The sequence below is a fragment of the Marisediminicola sp. LYQ85 genome (assembly GCF_046600695.1).
Lineage (GTDB): Bacteria > Actinomycetota > Actinomycetes > Actinomycetales > Microbacteriaceae > Marisediminicola.
The window spans coordinates 413425-433162 of the sequence record NZ_JBKIWO010000002.1 but is presented as its reverse complement, the minus strand read 5'-3'; the positions used below and the strand labels follow the sequence as shown (position 1 = coordinate 433162).

Below are 19738 nucleotides of genomic sequence, written 5' to 3'. Positions count from 1 at the left end.
TGTCGTTCCGATTTCCTCTTCGCCGGTGATCGCTTCAGGGGCCGAGTAAGAGGACAAGCAGGAACCACCACACGGGAACGACAACGACCCCGAGTGAGACCGCGACGACGGCCCACCCGATGCGTGTGCCGCGCTCGACCGAACGATCGAGCAGCGCCGCGACGCCCCCGATCGCGCACAGCACGGCGGGGGTGACGAACCAGAGTCCGATCGGCCCCTGCCGGCCGAGTGAACTCAGCACGAGGGGCACGATGGGGCTGAGGGTGGCGGCCGCGATCAGCACGGCGGCGACGACCGGCACTCGGCGTCGCGGCGTGGTCGCCGCGGGGGGCTCACGGTGCCCGGTCATCCTGCCATTGTCGCGGATGGGCGCCTCCGTCGACGGTCGCCGCTCGAGACGCCGCGACCGAAACTGTTCCGTCCTCGGTTCGCTAGCCGGGCTCCCTCAGAATGAGGGAATGACTCACGATTCGGTTGACGAGCTCCGGGTACTTCGCGGCCGCGCCTACGGGCCACACGCGGATATTCACAAAGACGCGGATGCGGTCCGCCGCTTGCGCGAGCTCGAAGCCGCACACTCCGGCCCGAGTGCTCCGCTCCCCGAGCAGGGCGCACCGGCGACCGAAGACGCATCTATCGATGCATCCGTAGTCCCGGCGACAGAGGACCATGTGGATGACGGGGCGCCGTCGCGCGCCGTCGCCGAGAAGTCGACTTCGGTGGGTTCGCGGAGGCGCCTCACCCTGTGGTGGGGCATCTCCCTCGTCGTTGCGATGGTGCTCAGTGCGGCGATTGCGTCAGCGGTCGCGCCGAGACTCGACGTGAGCCCGCCTGTCGATGGTGCCGAGCTGGTGGCTCGATTGGCAGAAAGCCCCCTCGAGCAATCGGATACCGCCGCTTTCTTGACGGGCGCGGACGGTGCGCAAGGGTATTCAGAGCTGCACGGTCTCGTGGTGATATCGGCGGTTTCTTCGCTGTTTTCGCCCGGAGGTGACGACGCGTGCCTCTTCGTGGCTCGCGCCCAGGATGTCGACGACGCGACGGATACCTCGTACAGCGGGCCCGTTTCCTACGGTTGCGGCGCGGGCCCATTTCCCGCCTCGGTCGAGATGCGAGTCACCGACGATATGCCGGAAGAGTTCGTGGCGCAGTTTGCTCCAGGAGCCGCGCTGCAGTTCGTGCTCGACGAGACCACGTCGTCGGTCGTCGTCTTCGCTGCGGTCGACTGATGGAGGGGGCCGAGGCGGTTCGCTGACCAGCCGGACGTTTCGCCGACTCCCGGGAATGTACGGGGTGAGAGCATTCCACGATCGGAGAAACAGATGCGAAGAGACGAACTCGATGAGCTGCTCGACAAGAGCGACCCTGCCGGCGATCTCACGGCAGCGGAGCAGCGGATGGTCGCTGACCTGGCCGACCAATCGGCCCCGCGCCGGCGAAGTCGATATGCGCGGCCCGTCGCCGCGGGTGCTTTTGCGGCGATGCTGCTCGGAGGAGGGGCGATGGCCGCCGCGGCCGCGACCGGAGTGTGGTCACCCTGGGCGCAGACCGATGCGCTCTACGCCACGACCTACGAGTTGCCCAGCGGTGCCGAGTGCGAGATCCGAGTCGGAGACGTGCGGGGAGCGCGCGAGGATGTCGACGACGTCAACGAGGTCATTCGAGACGCTCTCGCGGGAGTGGAGTTCGACGATCGAGAAGTGGCGGCGGGTGCGGCCCACGTGGGAGTTGAGGGGGACACGGCCACAGATGATCACGCCTATGAGACAGGGCTGTGGTGGGCGGTGCACCTCCGGATAGACGAGGCCCTGATCGCGAACGATCTCGACACGAAGTGGTCGGGCATCGGCGGCGAGGGCAACTGCTCGTGAGGTCGAGCGACAACAGTCATCGCTTGACGGCGGTGCTGCGGGACTCCTCGGCCGACCTTCTGCGCTTTTTTCTCCGCAGGCTCGATCGGGAAGACGCCGCCGACGCCACCGCGGAGGTCATGACGGTCGCGTGGACGCGCGTCGACACGCTGCCGGTGACCCCCGACGAGGCGCGCATGTGGCTGTTCGGGATCGCCCGAAACGTGTTGCTGCACGCGCAGCGCACTCAGGTGCGGAGGTCCAATCTCGCCGCGAAGCTGCGCAGCACTCTGTCGATGCGGGGCGCCCCTCCCGCAGACACCGGGATCGAGATTCGGGATGCGATCGAGAGCCTCGAAGCGGATCTGGCTGAGCTCGTGCGGCTCGTGCACTGGGACGGGTTCTCGATCACCGACGCCGCGAACCTGCTCGGGATACCCCCGTCGACCGCGCGGGGCCGGTATCAGCGGGCGAGGGAGGCACTTCGCGAAACGCTCGCCCCCGTGCCGAGGTGACGGTGGCTCCTTCGCCGCCACCGTCGACAACAGCGAGTCAAAGAGCAGAGCGAGTGACGCCGGTCGTCGGTTCGATCAGATCGAGGTGGGTGTCGAGAGCCGCGACCGCCGCGGAGGTATCGCTGCCGGTCTTTCGCCCGAGGAGGTGGAAGGCCAGGCCGTCGATGACGGCGTGCGTGAGGTCGATCCGGTCCGCGTGAGCGCCGAGGTGCGCGAGGGCCTGGGCGCAGACGTCGCGCACGGCCTCGTGGGTGCGCTCGTAGGCCTCGCGCAGGGAGGGGTCGGTCATCGCGAGGGTGAGAAAGGCGACCGTCACTTCCATCTCGGCTCGGCGCTCCTCGTCGAGGGGGAGCAGTTCGAGCAGGATCGCGCGCGCACTGTCGCGCCTTCGTTCCGCCGACGCCGCTCGTTCGACCCTTTTCGCGAGCCGCTGTATGAGAAGGCCGACGGCCGCCTCCCGCACGCTCGCTTGCGTCGGGAACGTGTAGCGAAGCGATGAGGGCGGAAGGCCCGCCTCGGCGGCGACCTTTCGCACAGACAGCTCGGCCGGGCCATCCCGCACGAGCACCCGCCAGGCGGCTTCGGACACGATGCGGTGCCGTTCGTCGGCATCCATGGTGCGGGGCATGCATCCATAGTGGCACAACTGTGCGGATGTGTGCTAGAACTGTAATCGCACGACCGTACGGATATGGTCGGCGGAGACGAGGACGGACATCATGGCGTGGGTGCTGCTAGTGGTCGCGGGGGTGCTGGAGGCCGTCTGGGCGTCCGCTCTCGGGGCGTCGAAGAACTTCACGAAACGCAGGCCCACGATCCTCTTCGTGGTCGCGCTCGTGCTGAGCATGATCGGGTTGGCGTTGGCGATGAACGACATCCCGGTCGGCACCGCCTACGCGGTGTGGGTCGGCATCGGCGCCGTGCTGACGGTGCTGATCGCCGTCATCCGCAAGCAGGAGAAGATGACCGTGGCCCGCGGGCTCGTGCTCGCCGTGCTCATCGGATCGGTCATCGGACTGAAGGCGGTCAGCTGATGCCGTGGATCATCCTTCTCATCAGCGCCGTGCTCGAAGCGGTGTGGGCGACCGCGCTCGGCCAGAGCGAGGGACTGACCGTCCTCATGCCCTCCATCGTGTTTCTCGTGACCCTGGCCGCCTCGATGGCGACCCTCGGCTACGCCACGCGCCACATCCCCATCAGCACCGCGTACGCGATCTGGGCGGGGCTCGGGGCGGCGTTCACCGTCACCTACAGCATGCTCACGGAAGGCGAACCGGTCACCGTGCTGCGCGTGCTGTTCCTCGCCGGCATAGTCGGTTCCGTCATCGCGCTGAATCTCCTCAAGTCGACCCCGGTGCCCACCGCCGACGACGAGCTCACCGCCCACTGAGCGGGTGACCGCCCGCCGGGCCCGAAAAGGAGACCCGAGCCCGAACGGCCTCGTCGATTCAGAAGCGGACGAGAGGATGTACTCATGACCTACGCGCTACCCGAGACGATGACCGCGGTGGTGACGACGGGTGTCGGCGGGCCGGAGCAGTTGCAACTCCGGAGGGTTCCGGTGCCTTCGGTCGGCCCCCGTGACGTGCTGCTGCGGGTGCTTGCCGCGGGAATCAACAACACCGACATCAACACCCGGGTCGGGTGGTATGACTCGTCAGACACCACGCCGACCGGTCAGAACGCTGCGCCGTCCGGCAGCGCGCCCGGTGGGTACAACGGGGCGACGACGTTTCCGCTGATCCAGGGGGCTGACTGCTGCGGCATCGTGGTTGCCGCGGGTGACGACGTGGTCGACGCTCCCATCGGGTGGCGCGCACTCATCCGATCGTGCATGACCGGAGACGACCAGCAGCAACCGCGCTGGCTCGGAACCGATTGCGATGGCGCGTTCGCCGAGTATGTGGTCGTCCCGGCGACCGAGGTCTTCCCCCTGCTCTCCGACTGGTCCGACGCCGAGCTGGCGACCATCCCGTGCTCCTACGGAACCGCCGAGAACATGGTGCAGCGCAGCGGCCTCGGGCCGGGCGATCGGGTGCTCGTGACCGGTGCGTCGGGCGGAGTCGGCTCCGCAGTGATCCAGTTGGCCCGCCGACGCGGCGCAGAAGTTATCGCCGTCGCGAGCCCCCACAAACACGACGCGATGCGTTCTCTGGGTGCGTCGCACGTCGTCGACCGCAACGCCGACCTGCAGGCGGCCCTGGGCGGTGACCGAGTCGACATCGTCTTCGACAACGTCGCGGGCCCCGGATTCGGCGGCGCTCTCGCCTCCCTCCGCCAACGCGGAACCTACGTCACCTCCGGTGCCATCGCCGGACCCACGGTCGAGCTCGACCTCCGCACCCTCTATCTCAACGATCTGCGCCTCGTCGGCACCACCACGTGGAACGACACCGTGTTCGCGGATGTCGTCTCGTATGTCGAGCGCGACGAGATCCGGCCCCTCCTCGCCGCCACATTTCCGCTCGCCGACATCGTGGCGGCGCAGGAACACTTCCGCGGCGTTGATCGGGTCGGCAACGTCGTGGTGGTTCCTCATTACGTGCCGGATGCGGACTGAGCTATGACGAGCACGTCGTGTGGGCCCGCGACTGCCGTCCGACCGGGGGCCGGGGAGACGTGACGAAGAACAGATCGCGGGAGTCGAAAGTCACGCTCGCGCTTATCGCCTGCGGTGTCGTTCTTCTGACGTCCGCTATCGCTTTCGTCGGGTTGTTTGCGGTTGGCAACCGTCCGTCCGACTACTGCGTGGATCTCGGGCTCGACGTCTTCCGAACGACTGGCGACGTGTCGCATGGAACGGCGCCGACTTATCGGTATTCGCTCGTCCCATTGGGCATCGAGTGCGCCTACTACGTGGCAGCAGACGTGCCGCGCGAGACGCGGTTTCGGGACCTCGGCAGCGTTCCTCTCTACGGGGGACTGGGTCTCACCGCTTACGGAATCTTCAGACACCGTCGCGAGGCTGGGCTCATCGGTTAGCCGCACCGCTCACGAGGCGCATTGATGACTTCGGCGAACCAACTCGTCCGGACTCAAGTGTGCGTCTGTCCGATGGGCTTCCGCCAAGGTGGCCGAATGACTGAAGCAAGAAATTTGATCTCCGGCCAGCGGCGGCGCTGGCGCCTCGCCGGCAACTCCTGATGCACGATGAGTATCGCGAAATGCTGTGGGATCAGCCGGTGCCCCAGGAGGTGCTCCGTTGGTTCGCCCTGAACGGAACACCCGTCGAGGTTCATCAGGTGGCGTGTCGGGAGGGCCTCCCCGACGGGGTGGCGCGCATCCTCGCGACCCAAGGATCGGCCGATACGAGAACAGACTTGGCCATCAATGACGCGCTATCACAGGAAGTCGTATCGGTGCTCTACCAGGGTGCCGACGATGATCAGGCTCGCGAGCTTATTTCGCGACACCCGAACGCACCTGTCGAGCTACTCGTCACCGTGCCCTTCGGTCACGTCACCGGCTTAGCCCTGCACAATTTTCTGAGAAAAGTCGCGGCCACCGAGGCGGAGGAACAAGAGTTGCGGAGAGCTGGCTCATCGATTCGCGGCCAGAGAGCGACACTGGGTGATCTGTGGAGCCAGGTCCGACGCAGCGAACACGAATGAAGAGCGACCGAGACGATAGAAGGACGCGCGCTGCAAACGGCCGCCTCTGGGTCAGACCGTCCAACTCCGCCTATCCGGTGGGCGCGCTGGCGTCCGCCCGTGCGGACCTGTTGTGCAGCGCAATGACGATGAACGGGGGCACGAACACCAGCGGTGTGATGAACATCGCGATCGACCCCCACGCGGCCAGACAGAAGAACGTCCCGACGGCGTGCACGGCTATCGCCGTTCCCAGGGGCCACACGCTCGCCCAGGGTTTCTTGTAGCCGACGCGGTTTATCCACAGCGGGATGGTCTGATTGCCCGCGATGCGCGTCTCGACCAGCCCTGCTCGGGCCGCCAGAACCAGGGCGACAGCGACGATGATCAACCCGGCAACAGCCATCCCGACTCCTCCATCTCTTCAGCGCTTGGCGATCCGCTCGCCCCATGTGATGAGGATGAGCTCTGACTTCGAAGCTCAGGCCAGCTGTGCATGCAAGTCGTCCGTGATCTCGGCGAACCGAACGTTGAAAGCGTGTTCATGGTAGGTCGTGGCGAACAGTGCCGCGCCCTCGTTGCTCGTCATCTCGAGCCTCAGGCTGCTACCACCTGCCGCAGAGGCGGCGGTCCAGGAGCAACGAATGGGCAGTCGCGCGACGCCCCATGGGGTTGCTCCGAGCAGTCGGTAGGCGAACCGGGAGCCGATCTCTCCCTCTCCATCGAGCCCCGGATTCGCAGGGCGCCGGTTGCCCAGGCGCCTCATGTAGGCCGAGACGCGACGCGCTGACTCTTCCGCGGGCAATGTGCTCCCGATATTTACGGATCGGTTAATCGGAAAACGGGGCATGCTCCATTATTTTACGGCTTGGTCGATGCCGCTGACTGGTGACCCGCGCTGTGCAAGCCGAGTCATCCGTCTGCAGGGGGGGTGCCTCGCCCAACGCTGGCTGCGCCCGCGATTAAAGTGGACCAGTGTTCACTGCGATCGCCCTGACGAACCGGGTCGACATGCGGCCTCTCGCTCTTGACGATGCGAAGGAGCTAGCAGCGGCGTATGCGCGTAACCGTGCCCACCTCGCGCCATGGGAGCCGAGTCGGGAGAAGAACTTCTTCACCGAGGATGCGCAGTCGAGAGACATAGCAGCGCGGATCGCGTCGAGCTCGGAGGGCAGCGGGCACTCGCTCGGACTGTTCGAGGGCGTGACTGTTGTTGGTCGGCTCAATCTCGCGGGGATAGTGCGAGGTCCGTTCCAGAGCGCAGCGCTGGGGTACTGGGTAGACGGACAGTACGGGGGCAAAGGGCTCGCCACCGCTGCCGTCAAAGCAATCGTCCAGCTGGCCCGCGACGACCTCGGTCTGCACCGGATCGAAGCGAGCACGCTGCTGAGCAACCACCGTTCTCAGCGGGTGCTTCTCAATGCAGACTTTGAACAGATCGGGATGGCCCCTCGATACCTCAAGATCGCGGGCCTCTGGCAGGACCACAACCTCTACCAAACGCTCCTTCATGACTAACGGCGCAGCGCGACGGAGGACGGTCACCCCGACAAGCCTTCGACGCAATAGCGTCGCTCGATCATCGCTGTGACCCGCCCCCACTCGCTGTTCGCGACCCGGTCTTGGTGAGCTGTGAACGCCGCCTCGTCTTCGAAGAGTTCCTCCACCTGCCAAGTCAGAGGGTCGGCCGTCTGCGTAACGTCGAAGAGGATGCATCCGGGCTCCGCTCGAGTCAGCGCCAGATGGGTCGGCAGGTGGTCCGCGACGAGTCGTGCCTCGTCGTCTGACGTGCAAATGAGTTGGCCCGTCAGGCGCACGCTGTCTATCGGGCGCTCGTCACTGTCGCGGTTGCGCTGGCCTGTCGTGATCAACGTCTCTAGCGCCGCAATCACTTCGCTGGAGGCTGGTCCGTTGTGCTGCTTCCAGCGATCGAAGATTTGATCGAAAGCCGCTGCCCCGACGCTGATGGCACTGTGCCCTCGCGGTGTGACACGCAGATATTTTTTGCGGGCGTCCGTTGGGTCGACGTCCCGGGTCACGTATCCCAGCGCTTCAAGCGTGCCGATCGTCTTCGCCGCGGCCTGTCGACTGACCCCGGTCTCGCGGGCGAGGGTTGCGGCGCTGGATGCTCCGTGGTCGATCGCCTGCATCGCCAACTCGTTCGCCACCGTGAGTCCCGGGTGTCCGGCACTTTCGAGGCTGACGAGAACTTCGTCGACCATGACGTCGAGGGCGCGCACGAGGAGCTGCGCGAACTGGGTGCCGCTGCTGACCTCCATGCTCCAAACCTATCCATCTCGGGGATGTTTGACAACCTAGTTGCCGACTGTTTCAATAGGCAACCTGGTTGTCACTACGAAGGAGAACGCCATGCCCAACACAATCGATGCCCCCGGGGTCACCATCCGCGAGGTTCAGCACCACGCGGCCGACGTCAACGGAACGACCCTGCACTACGTCTCGGCCGGTACCAGCGGTTCCCCCGTCCTCTTGGTGCACGGGTTCCCCGAAACCTGGTGGGCGTTCCATCGCTTGATCCCGTTGCTCGCCGCCGAGCACCGCGTGTTCGCGGTAGACCTTCGAGGCTTCGGAGACTCCGCCACGGCCGCCGACGGCTTCACCAGCGCAGACGCCGCAGAAGACCTGCATGCCCTCATCGTCGAACTGGGCGTCGGCCCCGTTCACCTCGCCGCCCAGGACATCTCCGGTGGGGCCGCGTACCGTCTCGCCTCGGAGCATCCTGAGGATGTCCGCAGCCTCATCGCAACCGAAATGGGGCTCGCCGGTTTCGGTCTCGAGGGATTCGGCGATGTCACCCACGGTGGCTCGTGGCATATCGGCGTCCTCGCCGCTCCCGGCATCGCGGGCCTGCTTTTTACCGGCCGGGAGAGAGAGCTCCTCGGCGGGTGGGCGTTCCCGTCAATGTCGGGTGACCCCGACTCCGTCACCGCTGCGGACATCGACGAGTTCACGCGGACGTACTCCCGCGCAAACGGCTGGAAGGGCGCTGTCGGGCTTTATCAGTCGATGCTCTCCGAAGGCGCAGACTTCCAGGCGCGAGCTGAGCAGAAGCTCGCTACGCCCGCTCTGGCGATCGGTGGTTTCGGTGGTTCCTTCACCGCAGCAACCGTGGCGCAGGTCGTCGAGGGCCCCGTCGATAGCGTTCTTCTCGAAGGTGTGGGCCACTACGTCGCTCTGGAAGCACCGGATCGTCTTGCCGAAGCAATCAAGACCTTCCTGGCCAAGCAGGACTGACTGTCGAGGCGAACCGATTCGTCCACCGGCCAAGTCAGAGGGTCGGCAGGTGGTCCGCGACGAGTCGTGCTTCGTCGTCTGACGAGCAAACGAGTTGGCCCGTCAGGCGCACGTGGCTCGTGGGCCCACGGTAGGTGAAGTCCCGCCGATGGAGCAGACCTGCTGGCACGCGAGCCCGGCATCCGATGGGGGAATAGATTTGCCCGGGGCGGAGCGCTCGCTCGTTTCCGACAGTTCTAGAACACGTGAGGTGCACGGATGAGTGACGCAACGACCGTTCTATCGGGTCAGCGCAGACTCCGCGACATCGTGGGGTTCGTGGTGCTGTATCTCGTTCAGCTCTGCTTCAGCTTCTACGGGTTTGCGGTCATCACCGATTTCGTTCTAACGCGGTCGTATGACTGCTCGTCGTACGGCGGTGAGTGGGGGTGTCTCAACACTTATTGGGGCATGATCATCCCGCCCTTAGCTGGGATAGTCATTGCGGTTGTGGTGCCCGTGTGGGGCGTCGTCCGGATTCGCGATCGGGAGGGCGCCTACTGGCTTCCGCTCGCCGCTATCGCGGTGCTGACCGTCATTTTCGCCGGTTGTTACGGCTATGTCGTCTACGCGCTTGCGGATCCCGCCTCCCGTTTCTCCTTCTAGTGACGTGGCAATCCGCTCGCGTCGAGAGGGACACCTGCAAGCGGCATGAATCCTCATCCGGCTCCGTGTCCTGCGAAGAGACTCACGACACCGAGGAGGACCGAAATCACGGATGCTAAGACGAGCGGAGTAGCTCGGAAAACTAGCGTGACGGGTCGCCACAGATGCGGCGTGTGCTAGAACTCCTGAACGCGGGCGCGGCTCCTGGCGTCCGGTAGTGGATCGGTGAGCGGAATTCTGTTCATTTACCTGCTCGCCGCGAAAGTCGGCCACCGAGGATGAGAAGCGCCAGGCCTACGACGAGGGCAACGTACCCGAGGGCCTCGCCAGAACCTGCGATGACGAAGGCCATGATTCCGACGATCACGCCGGAGAAAAGTAGGACTGTGCCATACATCTGGTGTCGTGTCACGTTGCGATGGTACTTGCGGCCGCGACGGGGCAGGCGTCAACTGCCCGATGAGCAGCCCGCAAGGGTGCCTTGACCGCTATGTGCTCTGGCGGGCGGCACCCCTCACGATTCACCAGGCCACGGGACCGTCGACGTCGGTGAAGGTCCCGGTCGGTCCGTCGGAGGCGATGGTCGCCATGGCCACGGAAGACCGGGCGCCCTCTGCCGGGGTGAGCAGCCCGCGGTGGCCGTTGAGGTCGGTGGCGACAAATCCCGGGCAGACGGCGTTGACGAGGATGTTCTCGGACGCGAGGTCGCGGGCGTACATCATCGTGACCGCTGTGAGCGCGGTTTTGGACGGCACATAACCGAGGGCGATCGGGTCGGTGTTGCCGAAGTGCGAGATGGCCGCGAGCGACCCCGCGCTGCTGGAGACGTTGACGATCCGAGGCGATGCCGAGCGCCGGAGCAGGGGCAGGAACGCGCTGGTGACAGTAATCACGCCGAAGACGTTCGTCTCGAAGACGGCGCGAACGTGGTCGACATCGGCTGAGCGGGGTGATTGCCCTGCGAAACTCGCCCCGGGCTGGTGGCTGATGCCGGCGTTGTTGATCAGCGCGTCGAGCCGGCCGTGTCGCACGGCCACCTGCTCCGCTGCCGCGGCGACCGAGGCGGCGTCGGTGACGTCGAGAGCGACGGCCGTGACGGCCCCACCCGCGGCGCGCAGCTCCGCCGCGGCCTCCTCGCCGCGCTCGAGGTTCCGGGCGCCGATGACGACGGCGTGGCCGAGGGCTGCGAGCTGGGCGGCGATCTCGCGACCGATCCCCTTGTTGGCACCGGTGACGAGGGCGATCAGAGAAGCTGTCATGGGAAGTCCTTCCGTGCCGCGTCGCGGCGAGTGTGACGACGTGCTCCGGGGTGCCGGAGTCGTTCCCCCAGCTTGAACGGCCAGAGCGGGACGCGGAATGTCACAAGGTCGCCTTTTCATGTCGTAGAGTCCAAGAATGCACGTCGACCGGATGTCCGAGGTGCTCGACCTCATCGAGGTGCGTGGCGTCGTCTCTGGGGGTTCCGCGTTGCGGGGCCGGTGGCACACCCGGAGCGTGATCGACGACGACCTGAAGTTCATCGCTGTGGTCCGAGGGTGGGCGATCTTAGACACCGACGGGCCGGCTGCGCCGATCCGTCTCGACGCGGGCGACGTCGCCGTGTTGAACAAGCGGTCGTGGTTGACGCTCGACGGCGGGGACGGTCCGGGGGAGCCGGTGCTCGTCGAGCCTCCCTCCGCGGGAGCGGAGATCCCAGACGCCGACGTGGCCGCGGCCGACGTCGACATCATCATCGGCGGCCGGATCGAGCTGAACTCCACCGGGCGGGAGATGCTCCTGCGGGTCCTGCCGCCCCTCATGCACGTAGGCGCGGACAGCGTCGTCGGTCCGCAGGTCCGGGGGCACGTGCAGCGACTCTTCAGCGAGATCACAGCCCACAGGATGGGCGCGGACTTCGCGATGCGTCAATACGGCCAGCTGCTCGTGCTCGACATCGTCCGCGGGTTCGCCGGCGCCGACGACATCCCGGCAGGGTGGCTCAAGGTCCTGGCCGACGAGCAACTGCGCCCGGCTCTCGACCTCATCCACGAGGGGCCGGCGAGGAGGTGGAGCCTGCACGATCTGGCCCGTGCCTCGTCGATGTCGCGAAGCACGTTCGCGAAGCGGTTTCGAGACGCGGCCGGGACGCCTCCGCTGTCGTACCTGATCGCCTGGCGGATGCTGCTGGCCCAGCGCGAACTCCGCTCGAGAGACACCCGCCTCGGCCCGCTGGCCTCCACGCTCGGCTACAGCTCCGAGAGTGCGTTCAGTGCGGCCTTCAAGAGGCACACGGGAGAGTCGCCCGCAGCCTTCCGGAGCCGATTCGCCCTCGCGAAGCATGGGACTGACCGGTAGCCGATCGCGAGGGTCTCTTGCGTACAGGACGAGGCCCGAAAGTGGTTACCAGGCTCGTTGCTCCCACTCCGTCCGAGCAACTTCGGCCCGCGAAGCAAAAAACTGCGCGGCCTTGGGGTTCCTTGCGCGACGTCCCGACCGGATTCGCTTCTGACGGCGGTCGGTAAACAACTCCACTTCAAAGTCGTCACCAACTTCGTCGGCCACTCGTCTTGCTAAAACGCGACCTGCGTCCTCGAGGGCATCCGGGACCCCGGGCGGACTTTGGCGGTTCGTTTCGTCGGTTTGTCCGGAGGATCGCATCGCCCACCAACGCAGGCCGGCCAGCAGGGAGGGGCTCAGACGGCTTTCCTCAAAACCGATGGGCCCAGGAAACCAAATGATTTCGTCCGCGTGATAGACCTGGAGGCGGATGACCGACGTCTCATACTCGTCTGGTTCGAGTGAACTCTCCATACCCAGAGATTAGGTGCAGGCCGGCGCCACGAACGGTGCCAACAACGTTCCCTGGTTCTGGTTAGCTCGCTCGAGAAGCGATCGTATGTTTCCGACAGTTCTGCAACACGTGAGGCAACCAGATGACGGAAACGGAGGGCGTGATCACTGACGAGAGGCGACGCCGTGACATCGGCGGTTTCGTGGCACTCCTCGTCGCCCAACTGCTTCTCACCTACGTCGGGTTTCTCGCGCTCTTCGAGTTCATCTCTACTGGCGCAACAAACTGCCGGGGTTACGAAGGCGGGCATGAGTGTCTCGACACGGGCTACAGCATCGTCATCCCGTTCTTCGCTGGTTTCATCATGGCTCTGGTCGCCCCCGTGTGGGGAATCGTCCGAATCAGGCAGCGTTTGCTCGCGTACTGGGTTCCTCTTGCTGCGATCGCGTTGCTGACCGTCATTTTCGCGATCAGTTACGGATACGCGGTTTACGCCCTGTCGGATCCCGCAAGCCGATTGTCGGTTTAGAGCCCCGTCAGCTCAATCATCCAGAGCACTCGGTCTCGAAGGTCGAGCTTGGCGAAATCGCGATTGATATGCGACCTGACCGTCACTGACGACAGACGCAACGCCGATCCGCGACCGCGGTGTCGAAAATCGCTGCCCCGCCCGCGCAAATCAAGGACCTGTCGACGGGCTCGAGCGTCCAGTCCACGGCGATTGCTAGGTCACAAGTCCCGAGCTCCGAGTCAATACACTCCTCGGCTCCGCCGGTTGTTGAAGGCGGCTCAATCAGTTACAGCCGCAGAGCGAGGGCGTTGGCGGTCAAGCCCGCGGCGGTGCCGCAAAGCACGACGGTGTCACCGTGACCGATCCGTCCCTCGTCGAGACTCGTGGCGAGCATGAAAGGCACCGATGATGACACCATGTTGCCGAACTCCCTGACGCGGTCTACGTAGGCGTCTTGCGGGATGCCGATTCGGCGCATTGCGATGCTGAGCGCCCTGCTCGCCTGGTGCGGGATGACGAGATCGACCTCCTCGCGGCTGAGTCCGACGCGGTCGAAGAATCGGTCGAAGAAGTCGGGCAGCACACCGAGCATGCCGAGGAGCGCCCGCCGCCCGTTCATCGCAAACAGGTAGTCCGACGGGTCGCCGTCGGCGTAGGACTGGGCCGGATGCAGGGACAGTCCGCCGCGGAGCTCGGTGTCGTGTGCGTGCTCTGGCCATGTCTGCTGCAGGCTCCCGAGCACTCCGGGCGCGACTTCCTCGCTATCCCCGTCAACTCCTCGCGTCAGCACGACGGCGGCGGCGGCGTCGGAGAAGAGCTCGAAGCTCTCGGGTTGGCCCGCGTCGAGAAAGCGGGATCCGACGTCGCCTGAGACGATGACCACCCGCTCGTAGTCGCCCGCGGCGAGGTACCGCGACGCTATGTCCACCGCCGTGATGAAGCTCGTACAGGTCGAGTTGATGTCGAACGCGGCAGCGCGGGCACGGGGGGCGACGCGCTCCATGACGAGCGCGGCCGTGCAGGGGATCGGCTGCACGCCGGCTGCGCATGCCGCGATGATGCAGTCGATGTCGTCGGGCTTGAGGCCTGCGCGTCGGATGGCGTCCTCGGCTGCCGCGGCGAGCATGTCGAGCTGTGACATGCCGTCCGGGATTCGGTAGCGCGTCTGAGTTCCGAACGTGACCATCTCGCCCGGAAGGTAGGTTGCCCAACCCGCCAGCTGGCATTGCCGTAATTGACGCTTTTGCCCGATCACTCGCTGGTGCAGCATCCTCGTGGCTCCTGTCTTCGATGTCATAGCAGGTCCGTACCGGCAGGGTGCTGATCGTGACTGAAAAGTAGTTGCAGCCCTTTACGCTCCCCGGCCAGGAGCAACTGCGCGGTCTCGCGTTGCGCGGTTGTGTCGTGACTGACCAGGCGCGGAATGAGACGGATGCGGCGCTCCGCGCCGAGCAGGTCGCGGCCCCAGGCCGCGTCCCCGGCGAGCAGCACCCGCTGCTCGACGAGGGCGCCGAGGTGACCTCGGGCATGGCCGGGCAGGTCGACGAGCAGATAGGACCCGTCACCGAACAGATCCGCGGTGCGGAGCCCGAACGGGCCGGGCGTGAACGTCGGCGAAGGCACCACCGTCGCCGACCCGAACCACGCAGGCAGTAATCGTCGAAACACCCCCTCGCGAAGCCGCGGACGCTCGAGGGTGCGGCGCGCCGCGTCGCTGAGCACGAATGTGGCGTCCGGGAAGAAGCGGATTCCGCCGATGTGGTCCGGGTGCAGGTGAGAAAGGACGACGTGTGTGACTGATGCGGGGTCGAGCTGCCCCGCGATCGTGTCGCCAGCGTCGATGCGAGGCGGCAACAGTTGTCGATACGCCCACGCGCCGATTCCTGCGCGCCACGGTTCGGGCGCATAGCCGGTGTCGAACAGCACACGCCGTGCGCCAGAGCTGTACAGAAACGCTCCCGCCGGAAAGATGCGGCGCTCAGGGCGGGCACCGCGAAGCAGTCGGTTCATGTCATGGGAGGTCTCGCCACAGGCGAAGTAGGTGAGCTCAGCCACCCGCATACCCTGCAAGGCTCTGGTCGAGCGTCACCGCGGGCCGATAGCCGAGCAGATCCCGTGCGCGGGAGATATCGAGGGTCTGCGATTGGGCGATCGTCGTGACGGTGTACCGCGTGACGGGCGGCTCGGGATGTCCGGGAAGAACTCCGCACACCGCCTCAAGGAGTGCCGCGACCCCGTATGCGACCGTCGCCGGTACCCGCCGGTACCGTGGCTCGATACCCAACCCCGCAAGCAACTGTTCGAGCACCGCGCCGAAGGGACGAGGATCCCCGTTCGTGATGTTGAACGCCTGCCCGTGCACGCCCGGTGCCTCGACCGCGAGCCGCACCGCCAACGCGACATTCTCCACCGCGGTCAGGTCGACGAGTCCGTGTCCGCCGTGCACCAGCGGAATGCCGAACCGCTCGTGCACACGAAGGATCCGGGGGACGAGGCTCGGGTCGCCGCGACCGATGATGCCGCGGGGGCGGAGCATCACGATCTCCGGCTGCACGCCCTCTGCCGCAGCACCCTGCAGCAGTGCCTCCGCCTCGAGTTTCGACCGGATGTAGAAGTTCATCGGATGTCGCGGATCGACCTCGTGCTCCCGGATGCCCACCCGATCGCGGGGGGCGGCGTATATACCGGGCGAGGAGATATGCACTAGGCGACGTGACCCGACGCGTCGGGCGAACTCGAGCACCCGCGCGGTGCCGGTGACGTTGGCATGCTCGAACTCGCTCCAGCGACCCCACGGCGACGAGAGCGCCGCGCAGTGCACGACCACATCCACGGTGCGGCCGAGGTCCGCCCGCGCGAGGGCGTCGACGAAGGTCGCCCCCGCGGGCAGCGCAGCGGCATTGCGGCCCGACGCGATGACGTCGTAGCCGTGTGCGCGCAAGTCGCGCACGACATATCCGCCGAGGAACCCGCTTGCACCAGTGACTAACGCGGTTTCGCCTCGAGACCCGGCGCTCGGCGCATCGCCCCCTGCTGATGCTGCCCCCATGGCGCCAATCCTACGACCGTTGTCGCTTAGATTCGGGACATGCGGATCGCCCTCGTCACCGACTACTACCTGCCCACGCTCGGTGGCGTGCAGACGGCTGTGAAGTCGCTCCGGGAAGCCCTTGCCCACGCCGGTCACGAGGTGACGGTGTTCTGCCCGCTAGCCGACAGGAGCGGCGACCGGTCGATCGTCGCGCTTCCCGTCTCGGGGGTGTTCAGGCCCGATGGCTACCCGTTCACTTGGCCGCCGCGCGGGGCGGTGGCGATGCTGCGGCGGGAGTTCGCGAAGCGGCGCATCGAGGTGGTGCACACCCATTCGGAGATGTTCGCCGCCCTCGCGGGGGTGCGCGCTGCTCGCGAGCTGGGCATCCCGGTCGTCCACACGATGCATGGCCGCGTGGATGTGTACACGACGAGTGTTCTGCCGGTCCCCGCCGTCACTGTTCCGCTGCTCGCAGCCCTCCATTCCCAGCAGATCAGCCATCGAGGTCTCCGCGTTCGGGCCGACTCGCCCTACACCGCCACCCTGCCGGCGAGACGCATGTGGCGCCTCATGCTCGCGCAGTCCCGCGCAAGCGACCGCGTGATCGTGCCTTCCGCGCACTTCGCACGCAAGCTCAGGGAGCAAGGAGTCGAGACGCAGATCTCGGTGATATCGAACGGGCTCGAACAGAGCGTGCTCGACCGTATCGGCACGCCGGTCGAGCGTCGACTCGGCCCGGCGGAGACACTGCGTCTCCTGTGGGTCGGACGACTGTCGCCCGAAAAGCGGCCCGCCGTGATCGCCGAAGCGGCTCGATCGTTCGGCGACGATGTCTCGGTGGACGTGTATGGCGATGGTCTCTCACGGCGGTCGATCGAGCGGATGAATTCTCCGCTGGTACTGCACGGGTCGGTACCGCAGCAGGAGGTGCTCGAGGCCATGCGGTCGAGCCACGTGCTGGTATCGAGCTCGTACGACTTCGACAACCAGCCGATGGTGATGCTCGAGGCGGCAGCATGCGGTCTCCCCGTGCTCTTCTGTGACCCCGACCTCGGCGAGGTTCTCCCGCCGGGTGGTGGCTTCCTCACCGAGACTCCGGACGCCGGGGGCATCGCCGCGCTCGTCGCACGACTCCGGCGTCAACCGGAATCAATTGCCGCCGCCAGCGCGGCGATGATCCGAGGGCGTGACCAGGTGGTCCAGCGGGTCGACGCGGTGGTTGAGGTCTACGAATCCGCAACCGGTGCCTCACGGCCAGCACTCTGAGACCGGAGTTCGCTCCCCTCGAACGCCGTCTGCGAGCCTCCGCGGTCGTCGATGGCTTCCTCGTGCGAGATGGCGATCAGTGCAGTACGGCTTGTGTTGGGCGCCAGCTGCTACCGCCACGCTAGGACAAGCCGTTTGCGTATCGAATTCGCCAAACGGGCGATAGGCATCGAACTAGCATGATGGCCGTGAGGCCGAGAAGATCTGCTGCGGTGATGGTCGTGGTGGTCCTGCTCGCCGTCGCATCCTTCATCGCGATTGCCGGGTTTTCCGGCGCGAGAAATGTGTTCATCGGCGTCACCGGTGACTTCGAGCGTGCCGGAGGTATGTGCAACGTCATCGTTTCTGGCACACCCATCAATGGCGAGGGACTCACGGAGGACGCTGCTGTGATTCCGCTCGGTGGCACCATCACCGAGTCTCTGTTTCCCGGCCGCTACACCGCGACGGCGTACTGCCAGGACGAAGACGGCGCGCAGCGCGAGGGTGAAGTGAACTTCATCGTTTTCGCTAGCGCTGCGGATGTCACAATCACAGCGAGATAGGTCACGTCCCAGCGGGCGACAGTGCCGTTGGAGGATCGGCTACCGTCCGCTTGCCCTGGATCGGCATGTCGTCACTGGAGCGATCCTTGAAGAACCCAACCGATTCGACCCCACAGGGGGATGATCAAAGTATGGACTCCAAGAAAGCAGGACTCGGCTTGAGGCTTCTAGAGGGCGTGGGCAGAGCGGTATCGCGCGCGATCGAGGTTATCGGAACTGCAATCCACGGTGCCTCGAGTGGTGGATTCCAGTCACCCGGCGCCCCCCATAGACCGCCGGGAGAGCGGCCACCCGAGTTTCGTGCCTGACCCGTCGGATGATCAGTCACCCGCCAAGTGCGCGGACTCGTCCCACAAAGGATCCGCTAACGGACGGTAGACCCGTACCGACAAAGCCACTCGACTGTCGAATTCTCGGGGAGGTGGGGGAGACTGTCGGAGTGGTCAGGTTTCAGCAGAAGATCCGCTGGATCGCATACCTCCTGGTAGGCATGCTCGTCTTGCGATCCGTTTTCGTGTTCCTCGAAGGCGGGGTCGGCGAGGGCATCGGAATTCTGATTGCCGCAGCAGTAATTTTGGTATGTCAGCGTTTGATGGAACGAGACGCACGTGACGCCCCATCCGGCGGGCGTGACACTCACCTCTGAGGATCTTCAGCGCATGGTGCCTTCGCCTGGATCCTGCCGCGAAAGCGGCCGCCCAAGGATCGATCACCGACCCTCCTGCTTAGCGCCTCGCGGCCGCAGCGTGTGGGCTGAAGCCGGGTAGTGTCTGCGGCGTGAGGACTAGCGACGGAAAATGGCTGCCAGACAGCGAACGCGGCCGTCAGGTATTCAAGTGGTGCGTGTGGGTCGGCGCTGCCGCTATCGCGGTGTTCATCGTCGTCATCGGAGTGCAAACTGGCTGGAAGTAACAGCAGTACCGGCTGCGGCGCAAAGGACGGCGGTTAGCGGCAGGGATCGTTGGAACTCCCGCAACAAGCGGCGGCCCGCTCGCAACTCTCACACGTAGGTCGAAGCGATCCAACTATGTCCCATACCGATCCCTCAGCGGTTCCCTCGTACCAGCCGAGCGGCATGCTTTGCGTCCGCAACGCAAATCATCGAGGTGCGGGCGCGGTCATCTCCTCGTGAAGCCAGGCGAGGAGAGGACGGGCGACGACCGACGCGAGCAGGGCGTAGCCCTCGGTTGCCGGATGGTAGCCGTCGCCGTCGCGGACCTGCTGACGCCAGAGCGTGCTCGAGTACGTCGCACCGAAGGTCTCGATGAACGGGACGCCAAGCTGCCCGGCGTCCCGGGCCAAAAGGGCGCTGGTGGCCGCGAGGCGCTCATCCTGAGCTGGGTCGCCGACGGCCGGCGGTCCGACGAGGAGCATCGGCACCGTCATCGCGGCTTGCATGTCCTTCAGGGCTCGGAGAGTTTGCTTTGTTGAGGCGCTGAGTCGCCCGGCGCTCTCGACCGTGTCGTTGACACCGAACGACACGACCAGTCGGGGGTCAGTCGCCGGTGTCAGACGCGGGGCCACTTCGATGGGCATGCGGCGGGCGATCTGCGTCGAGGTCTCCCCGCGCACCCCGAGGTTGTAGGCGGTGAGCGGCAAACCGGCAGCAATACCTTCGGCAGTCACCCGCCCGACCCACCCGAGCGCCGTCGGATCCCCGACTCCCGCCACGTACGAGTCGCCCACGAAGCACACCCGCAGATCACGGCCGGCGTCACTTTGAGATCCCGTCACCGCTCCAGCTTAGAAGTCGGCGGCTA

The 19738-nt window shown here is 65.7% G+C and carries 24 protein-coding genes; 14 read left to right on the top strand and 10 right to left on the bottom strand.

Features of this window, described 5'->3' with window-relative positions; all coding sequences use genetic code 11:
- Positions 1 to 34: 34 nt before the first annotated feature.
- Positions 35 to 349, bottom strand: coding sequence for a hypothetical protein (locus ACLHG5_RS10405; protein ID WP_411318721.1), 315 nt, complete (start codon positions 347 to 349; stop codon positions 35 to 37).
- A gap of 472 nt (positions 350 to 821) precedes the next feature.
- On the opposite strand from ACLHG5_RS10405, the gene ACLHG5_RS10400 reads away from it, so the two are divergent.
- The 3 genes from ACLHG5_RS10400 to ACLHG5_RS10390 all read left to right on the top strand — a co-directional run bounded on the left by ACLHG5_RS10400 (position 822) and on the right by ACLHG5_RS10390 (position 2365).
- Complete coding sequence (locus tag ACLHG5_RS10400) at positions 822 to 1229, top strand: hypothetical protein (protein ID WP_411318720.1); 408 nt, start codon at positions 822 to 824, stop codon at positions 1227 to 1229.
- A 93-nt stretch (positions 1230 to 1322) separates the two neighbouring features.
- Positions 1323 to 1871: a hypothetical protein gene (locus tag ACLHG5_RS10395; RefSeq protein ID WP_411318719.1), complete on the top strand. Its 549-nt coding sequence runs from the start codon at positions 1323 to 1325 to the stop codon at positions 1869 to 1871.
- 32 nt (positions 1872 to 1903) lie between these two features.
- Positions 1904 to 2365, top strand: a complete 462-nt coding sequence (locus ACLHG5_RS10390) for an RNA polymerase sigma factor (protein WP_411318993.1) — start codon at positions 1904 to 1906, stop codon at positions 2363 to 2365.
- A gap of 37 nt (positions 2366 to 2402) precedes the next feature.
- On the opposite strand, the gene ACLHG5_RS10385 is transcribed toward ACLHG5_RS10390, so the two are convergent.
- Positions 2403 to 2993, bottom strand: coding sequence for a TetR/AcrR family transcriptional regulator (locus tag ACLHG5_RS10385; RefSeq protein ID WP_411316809.1), 591 nt, complete (start codon positions 2991 to 2993; stop codon positions 2403 to 2405).
- Positions 2994 to 3084: 91 nt separating this feature from the next.
- Here ACLHG5_RS10385 and ACLHG5_RS10380 point away from each other — a divergent pair, with 91 nt between their 5' ends.
- The 4 genes from ACLHG5_RS10380 (at position 3085) to ACLHG5_RS10365 (ending at position 5976) form a co-directional block, all read left to right on the top strand.
- Positions 3085 to 3399 carry a DMT family transporter gene (locus tag ACLHG5_RS10380; RefSeq protein ID WP_411318718.1) on the top strand — a complete coding sequence of 105 codons (315 nt, stop codon included), beginning with the start codon at positions 3085 to 3087 and terminating at the stop codon, positions 3397 to 3399.
- Positions 3399 to 3755 carry a DMT family transporter gene (locus tag ACLHG5_RS10375; RefSeq protein ID WP_411318717.1) on the top strand — a complete coding sequence of 119 codons (357 nt, stop codon included), beginning with the start codon at positions 3399 to 3401 and terminating at the stop codon, positions 3753 to 3755. Before ACLHG5_RS10380 ends, ACLHG5_RS10375 begins: the two co-directional genes overlap by 1 nt.
- A gap of 84 nt (positions 3756 to 3839) precedes the next feature.
- On the top strand, positions 3840 to 4925 hold the full coding sequence (locus ACLHG5_RS10370) for a zinc-binding dehydrogenase (RefSeq protein ID WP_411318716.1): 1086 nt from the start codon (positions 3840 to 3842) through the stop codon (positions 4923 to 4925).
- A gap of 604 nt (positions 4926 to 5529) precedes the next feature.
- A complete protein-coding gene (locus ACLHG5_RS10365; protein WP_411318715.1) occupies positions 5530 to 5976 on the top strand; it encodes a hypothetical protein in 447 nt (148 codons plus the stop codon).
- Positions 5977 to 6046: 70 nt separating this feature from the next.
- On the opposite strand, the gene ACLHG5_RS10360 is transcribed toward ACLHG5_RS10365, so the two are convergent.
- A complete protein-coding gene (locus ACLHG5_RS10360) occupies positions 6047 to 6361 on the bottom strand; it encodes a hypothetical protein (RefSeq protein WP_411316815.1) in 315 nt (104 codons plus the stop codon).
- A 605-nt stretch (positions 6362 to 6966) separates the two neighbouring features.
- On the opposite strand from ACLHG5_RS10360, the gene ACLHG5_RS10355 reads away from it, so the two are divergent.
- Entirely contained in the window at positions 6967 to 7473 is a 507-nt protein-coding gene (locus ACLHG5_RS10355) for a GNAT family N-acetyltransferase (RefSeq protein WP_411318992.1), read from the top strand.
- Positions 7474 to 7496: 23 nt separating this feature from the next.
- Here ACLHG5_RS10355 and ACLHG5_RS10350 read toward each other — a convergent pair whose 3' ends face one another.
- Positions 7497 to 8234, bottom strand: a complete 738-nt coding sequence (locus tag ACLHG5_RS10350; RefSeq protein ID WP_411318714.1) for a MarR family transcriptional regulator — start codon at positions 8232 to 8234, stop codon at positions 7497 to 7499.
- A gap of 40 nt (positions 8235 to 8274) precedes the next feature.
- Here ACLHG5_RS10350 and ACLHG5_RS10345 point away from each other — a divergent pair, with 40 nt between their 5' ends.
- Together ACLHG5_RS10345 and ACLHG5_RS10340 are read left to right on the top strand one after the other, a co-directional pair.
- Positions 8275 to 9210: an alpha/beta fold hydrolase gene (locus tag ACLHG5_RS10345; RefSeq protein WP_411318712.1), complete on the top strand. Its 936-nt coding sequence runs from the start codon at positions 8275 to 8277 to the stop codon at positions 9208 to 9210.
- Positions 9211 to 9468: 258 nt separating this feature from the next.
- On the top strand, positions 9469 to 9855 hold the full coding sequence (locus ACLHG5_RS10340; protein ID WP_411318711.1) for a hypothetical protein: 387 nt from the start codon (positions 9469 to 9471) through the stop codon (positions 9853 to 9855).
- Positions 9856 to 10376: 521 nt separating this feature from the next.
- Here ACLHG5_RS10340 and ACLHG5_RS10335 read toward each other — a convergent pair.
- Positions 10377 to 11114 (bottom strand): SDR family NAD(P)-dependent oxidoreductase, encoded by a 738-nt coding sequence (locus ACLHG5_RS10335; RefSeq protein ID WP_411318709.1) that lies wholly within the window; start codon positions 11112 to 11114, stop codon positions 10377 to 10379.
- Between the two features lie 136 nt (positions 11115 to 11250).
- Here ACLHG5_RS10335 and ACLHG5_RS10330 point away from each other — a divergent pair, with 136 nt between their 5' ends.
- Positions 11251 to 12189: an AraC family transcriptional regulator gene (locus ACLHG5_RS10330; RefSeq protein WP_411318708.1), complete on the top strand. Its 939-nt coding sequence runs from the start codon at positions 11251 to 11253 to the stop codon at positions 12187 to 12189.
- A gap of 45 nt (positions 12190 to 12234) precedes the next feature.
- On the opposite strand, the gene ACLHG5_RS10325 is transcribed toward ACLHG5_RS10330, so the two are convergent.
- On the bottom strand, positions 12235 to 12645 hold the full coding sequence (locus tag ACLHG5_RS10325) for a hypothetical protein (RefSeq protein ID WP_411318707.1): 411 nt from the start codon (positions 12643 to 12645) through the stop codon (positions 12235 to 12237).
- Positions 12646 to 12767: 122 nt separating this feature from the next.
- Between ACLHG5_RS10325 and ACLHG5_RS10320 the strand changes: the two genes are divergently transcribed.
- Positions 12768 to 13154 carry a hypothetical protein gene (locus ACLHG5_RS10320; protein ID WP_411318706.1) on the top strand — a complete coding sequence of 129 codons (387 nt, stop codon included), beginning with the start codon at positions 12768 to 12770 and terminating at the stop codon, positions 13152 to 13154.
- Between the two features lie 268 nt (positions 13155 to 13422).
- Here the strand turns inward: ACLHG5_RS10320 and ACLHG5_RS10315 are convergent, their stop codons facing one another.
- Genes ACLHG5_RS10315 through ACLHG5_RS10305 form a run of 3 tightly spaced genes read right to left on the bottom strand, consistent with a single transcriptional unit; the run spans position 13423 to position 16185 of the window.
- On the bottom strand, positions 13423 to 14406 hold the full coding sequence (locus tag ACLHG5_RS10315) for a 3-oxoacyl-[acyl-carrier-protein] synthase III C-terminal domain-containing protein (protein WP_411316823.1): 984 nt from the start codon (positions 14404 to 14406) through the stop codon (positions 13423 to 13425).
- A 23-nt stretch (positions 14407 to 14429) separates the two neighbouring features.
- Entirely contained in the window at positions 14430 to 15191 is a 762-nt protein-coding gene (locus tag ACLHG5_RS10310; RefSeq protein ID WP_411318705.1) for an MBL fold metallo-hydrolase, read from the bottom strand.
- Entirely contained in the window at positions 15184 to 16185 is a 1002-nt protein-coding gene (locus ACLHG5_RS10305) for an NAD-dependent epimerase/dehydratase family protein (RefSeq protein WP_411318991.1), read from the bottom strand. Before ACLHG5_RS10305 ends, ACLHG5_RS10310 begins: the two co-directional genes overlap by 8 nt.
- A 39-nt stretch (positions 16186 to 16224) precedes the next feature.
- Between ACLHG5_RS10305 and ACLHG5_RS10300 the strand changes: the two genes are divergently transcribed.
- Positions 16225 to 17433, top strand: coding sequence for a glycosyltransferase (locus ACLHG5_RS10300; RefSeq protein WP_411318703.1), 1209 nt, complete (start codon positions 16225 to 16227; stop codon positions 17431 to 17433).
- 188 nt (positions 17434 to 17621) lie between these two features.
- Positions 17622 to 17978, top strand: coding sequence for a hypothetical protein (locus ACLHG5_RS10295; protein ID WP_411318702.1), 357 nt, complete (start codon positions 17622 to 17624; stop codon positions 17976 to 17978).
- Between the two features lie 1098 nt (positions 17979 to 19076).
- Here ACLHG5_RS10295 and ACLHG5_RS10290 read toward each other — a convergent pair.
- Positions 19077 to 19712, bottom strand: coding sequence for a GDSL-type esterase/lipase family protein (locus ACLHG5_RS10290; RefSeq protein WP_411318701.1), 636 nt, complete (start codon positions 19710 to 19712; stop codon positions 19077 to 19079).
- Positions 19713 to 19738 lie beyond the last annotated feature (26 nt).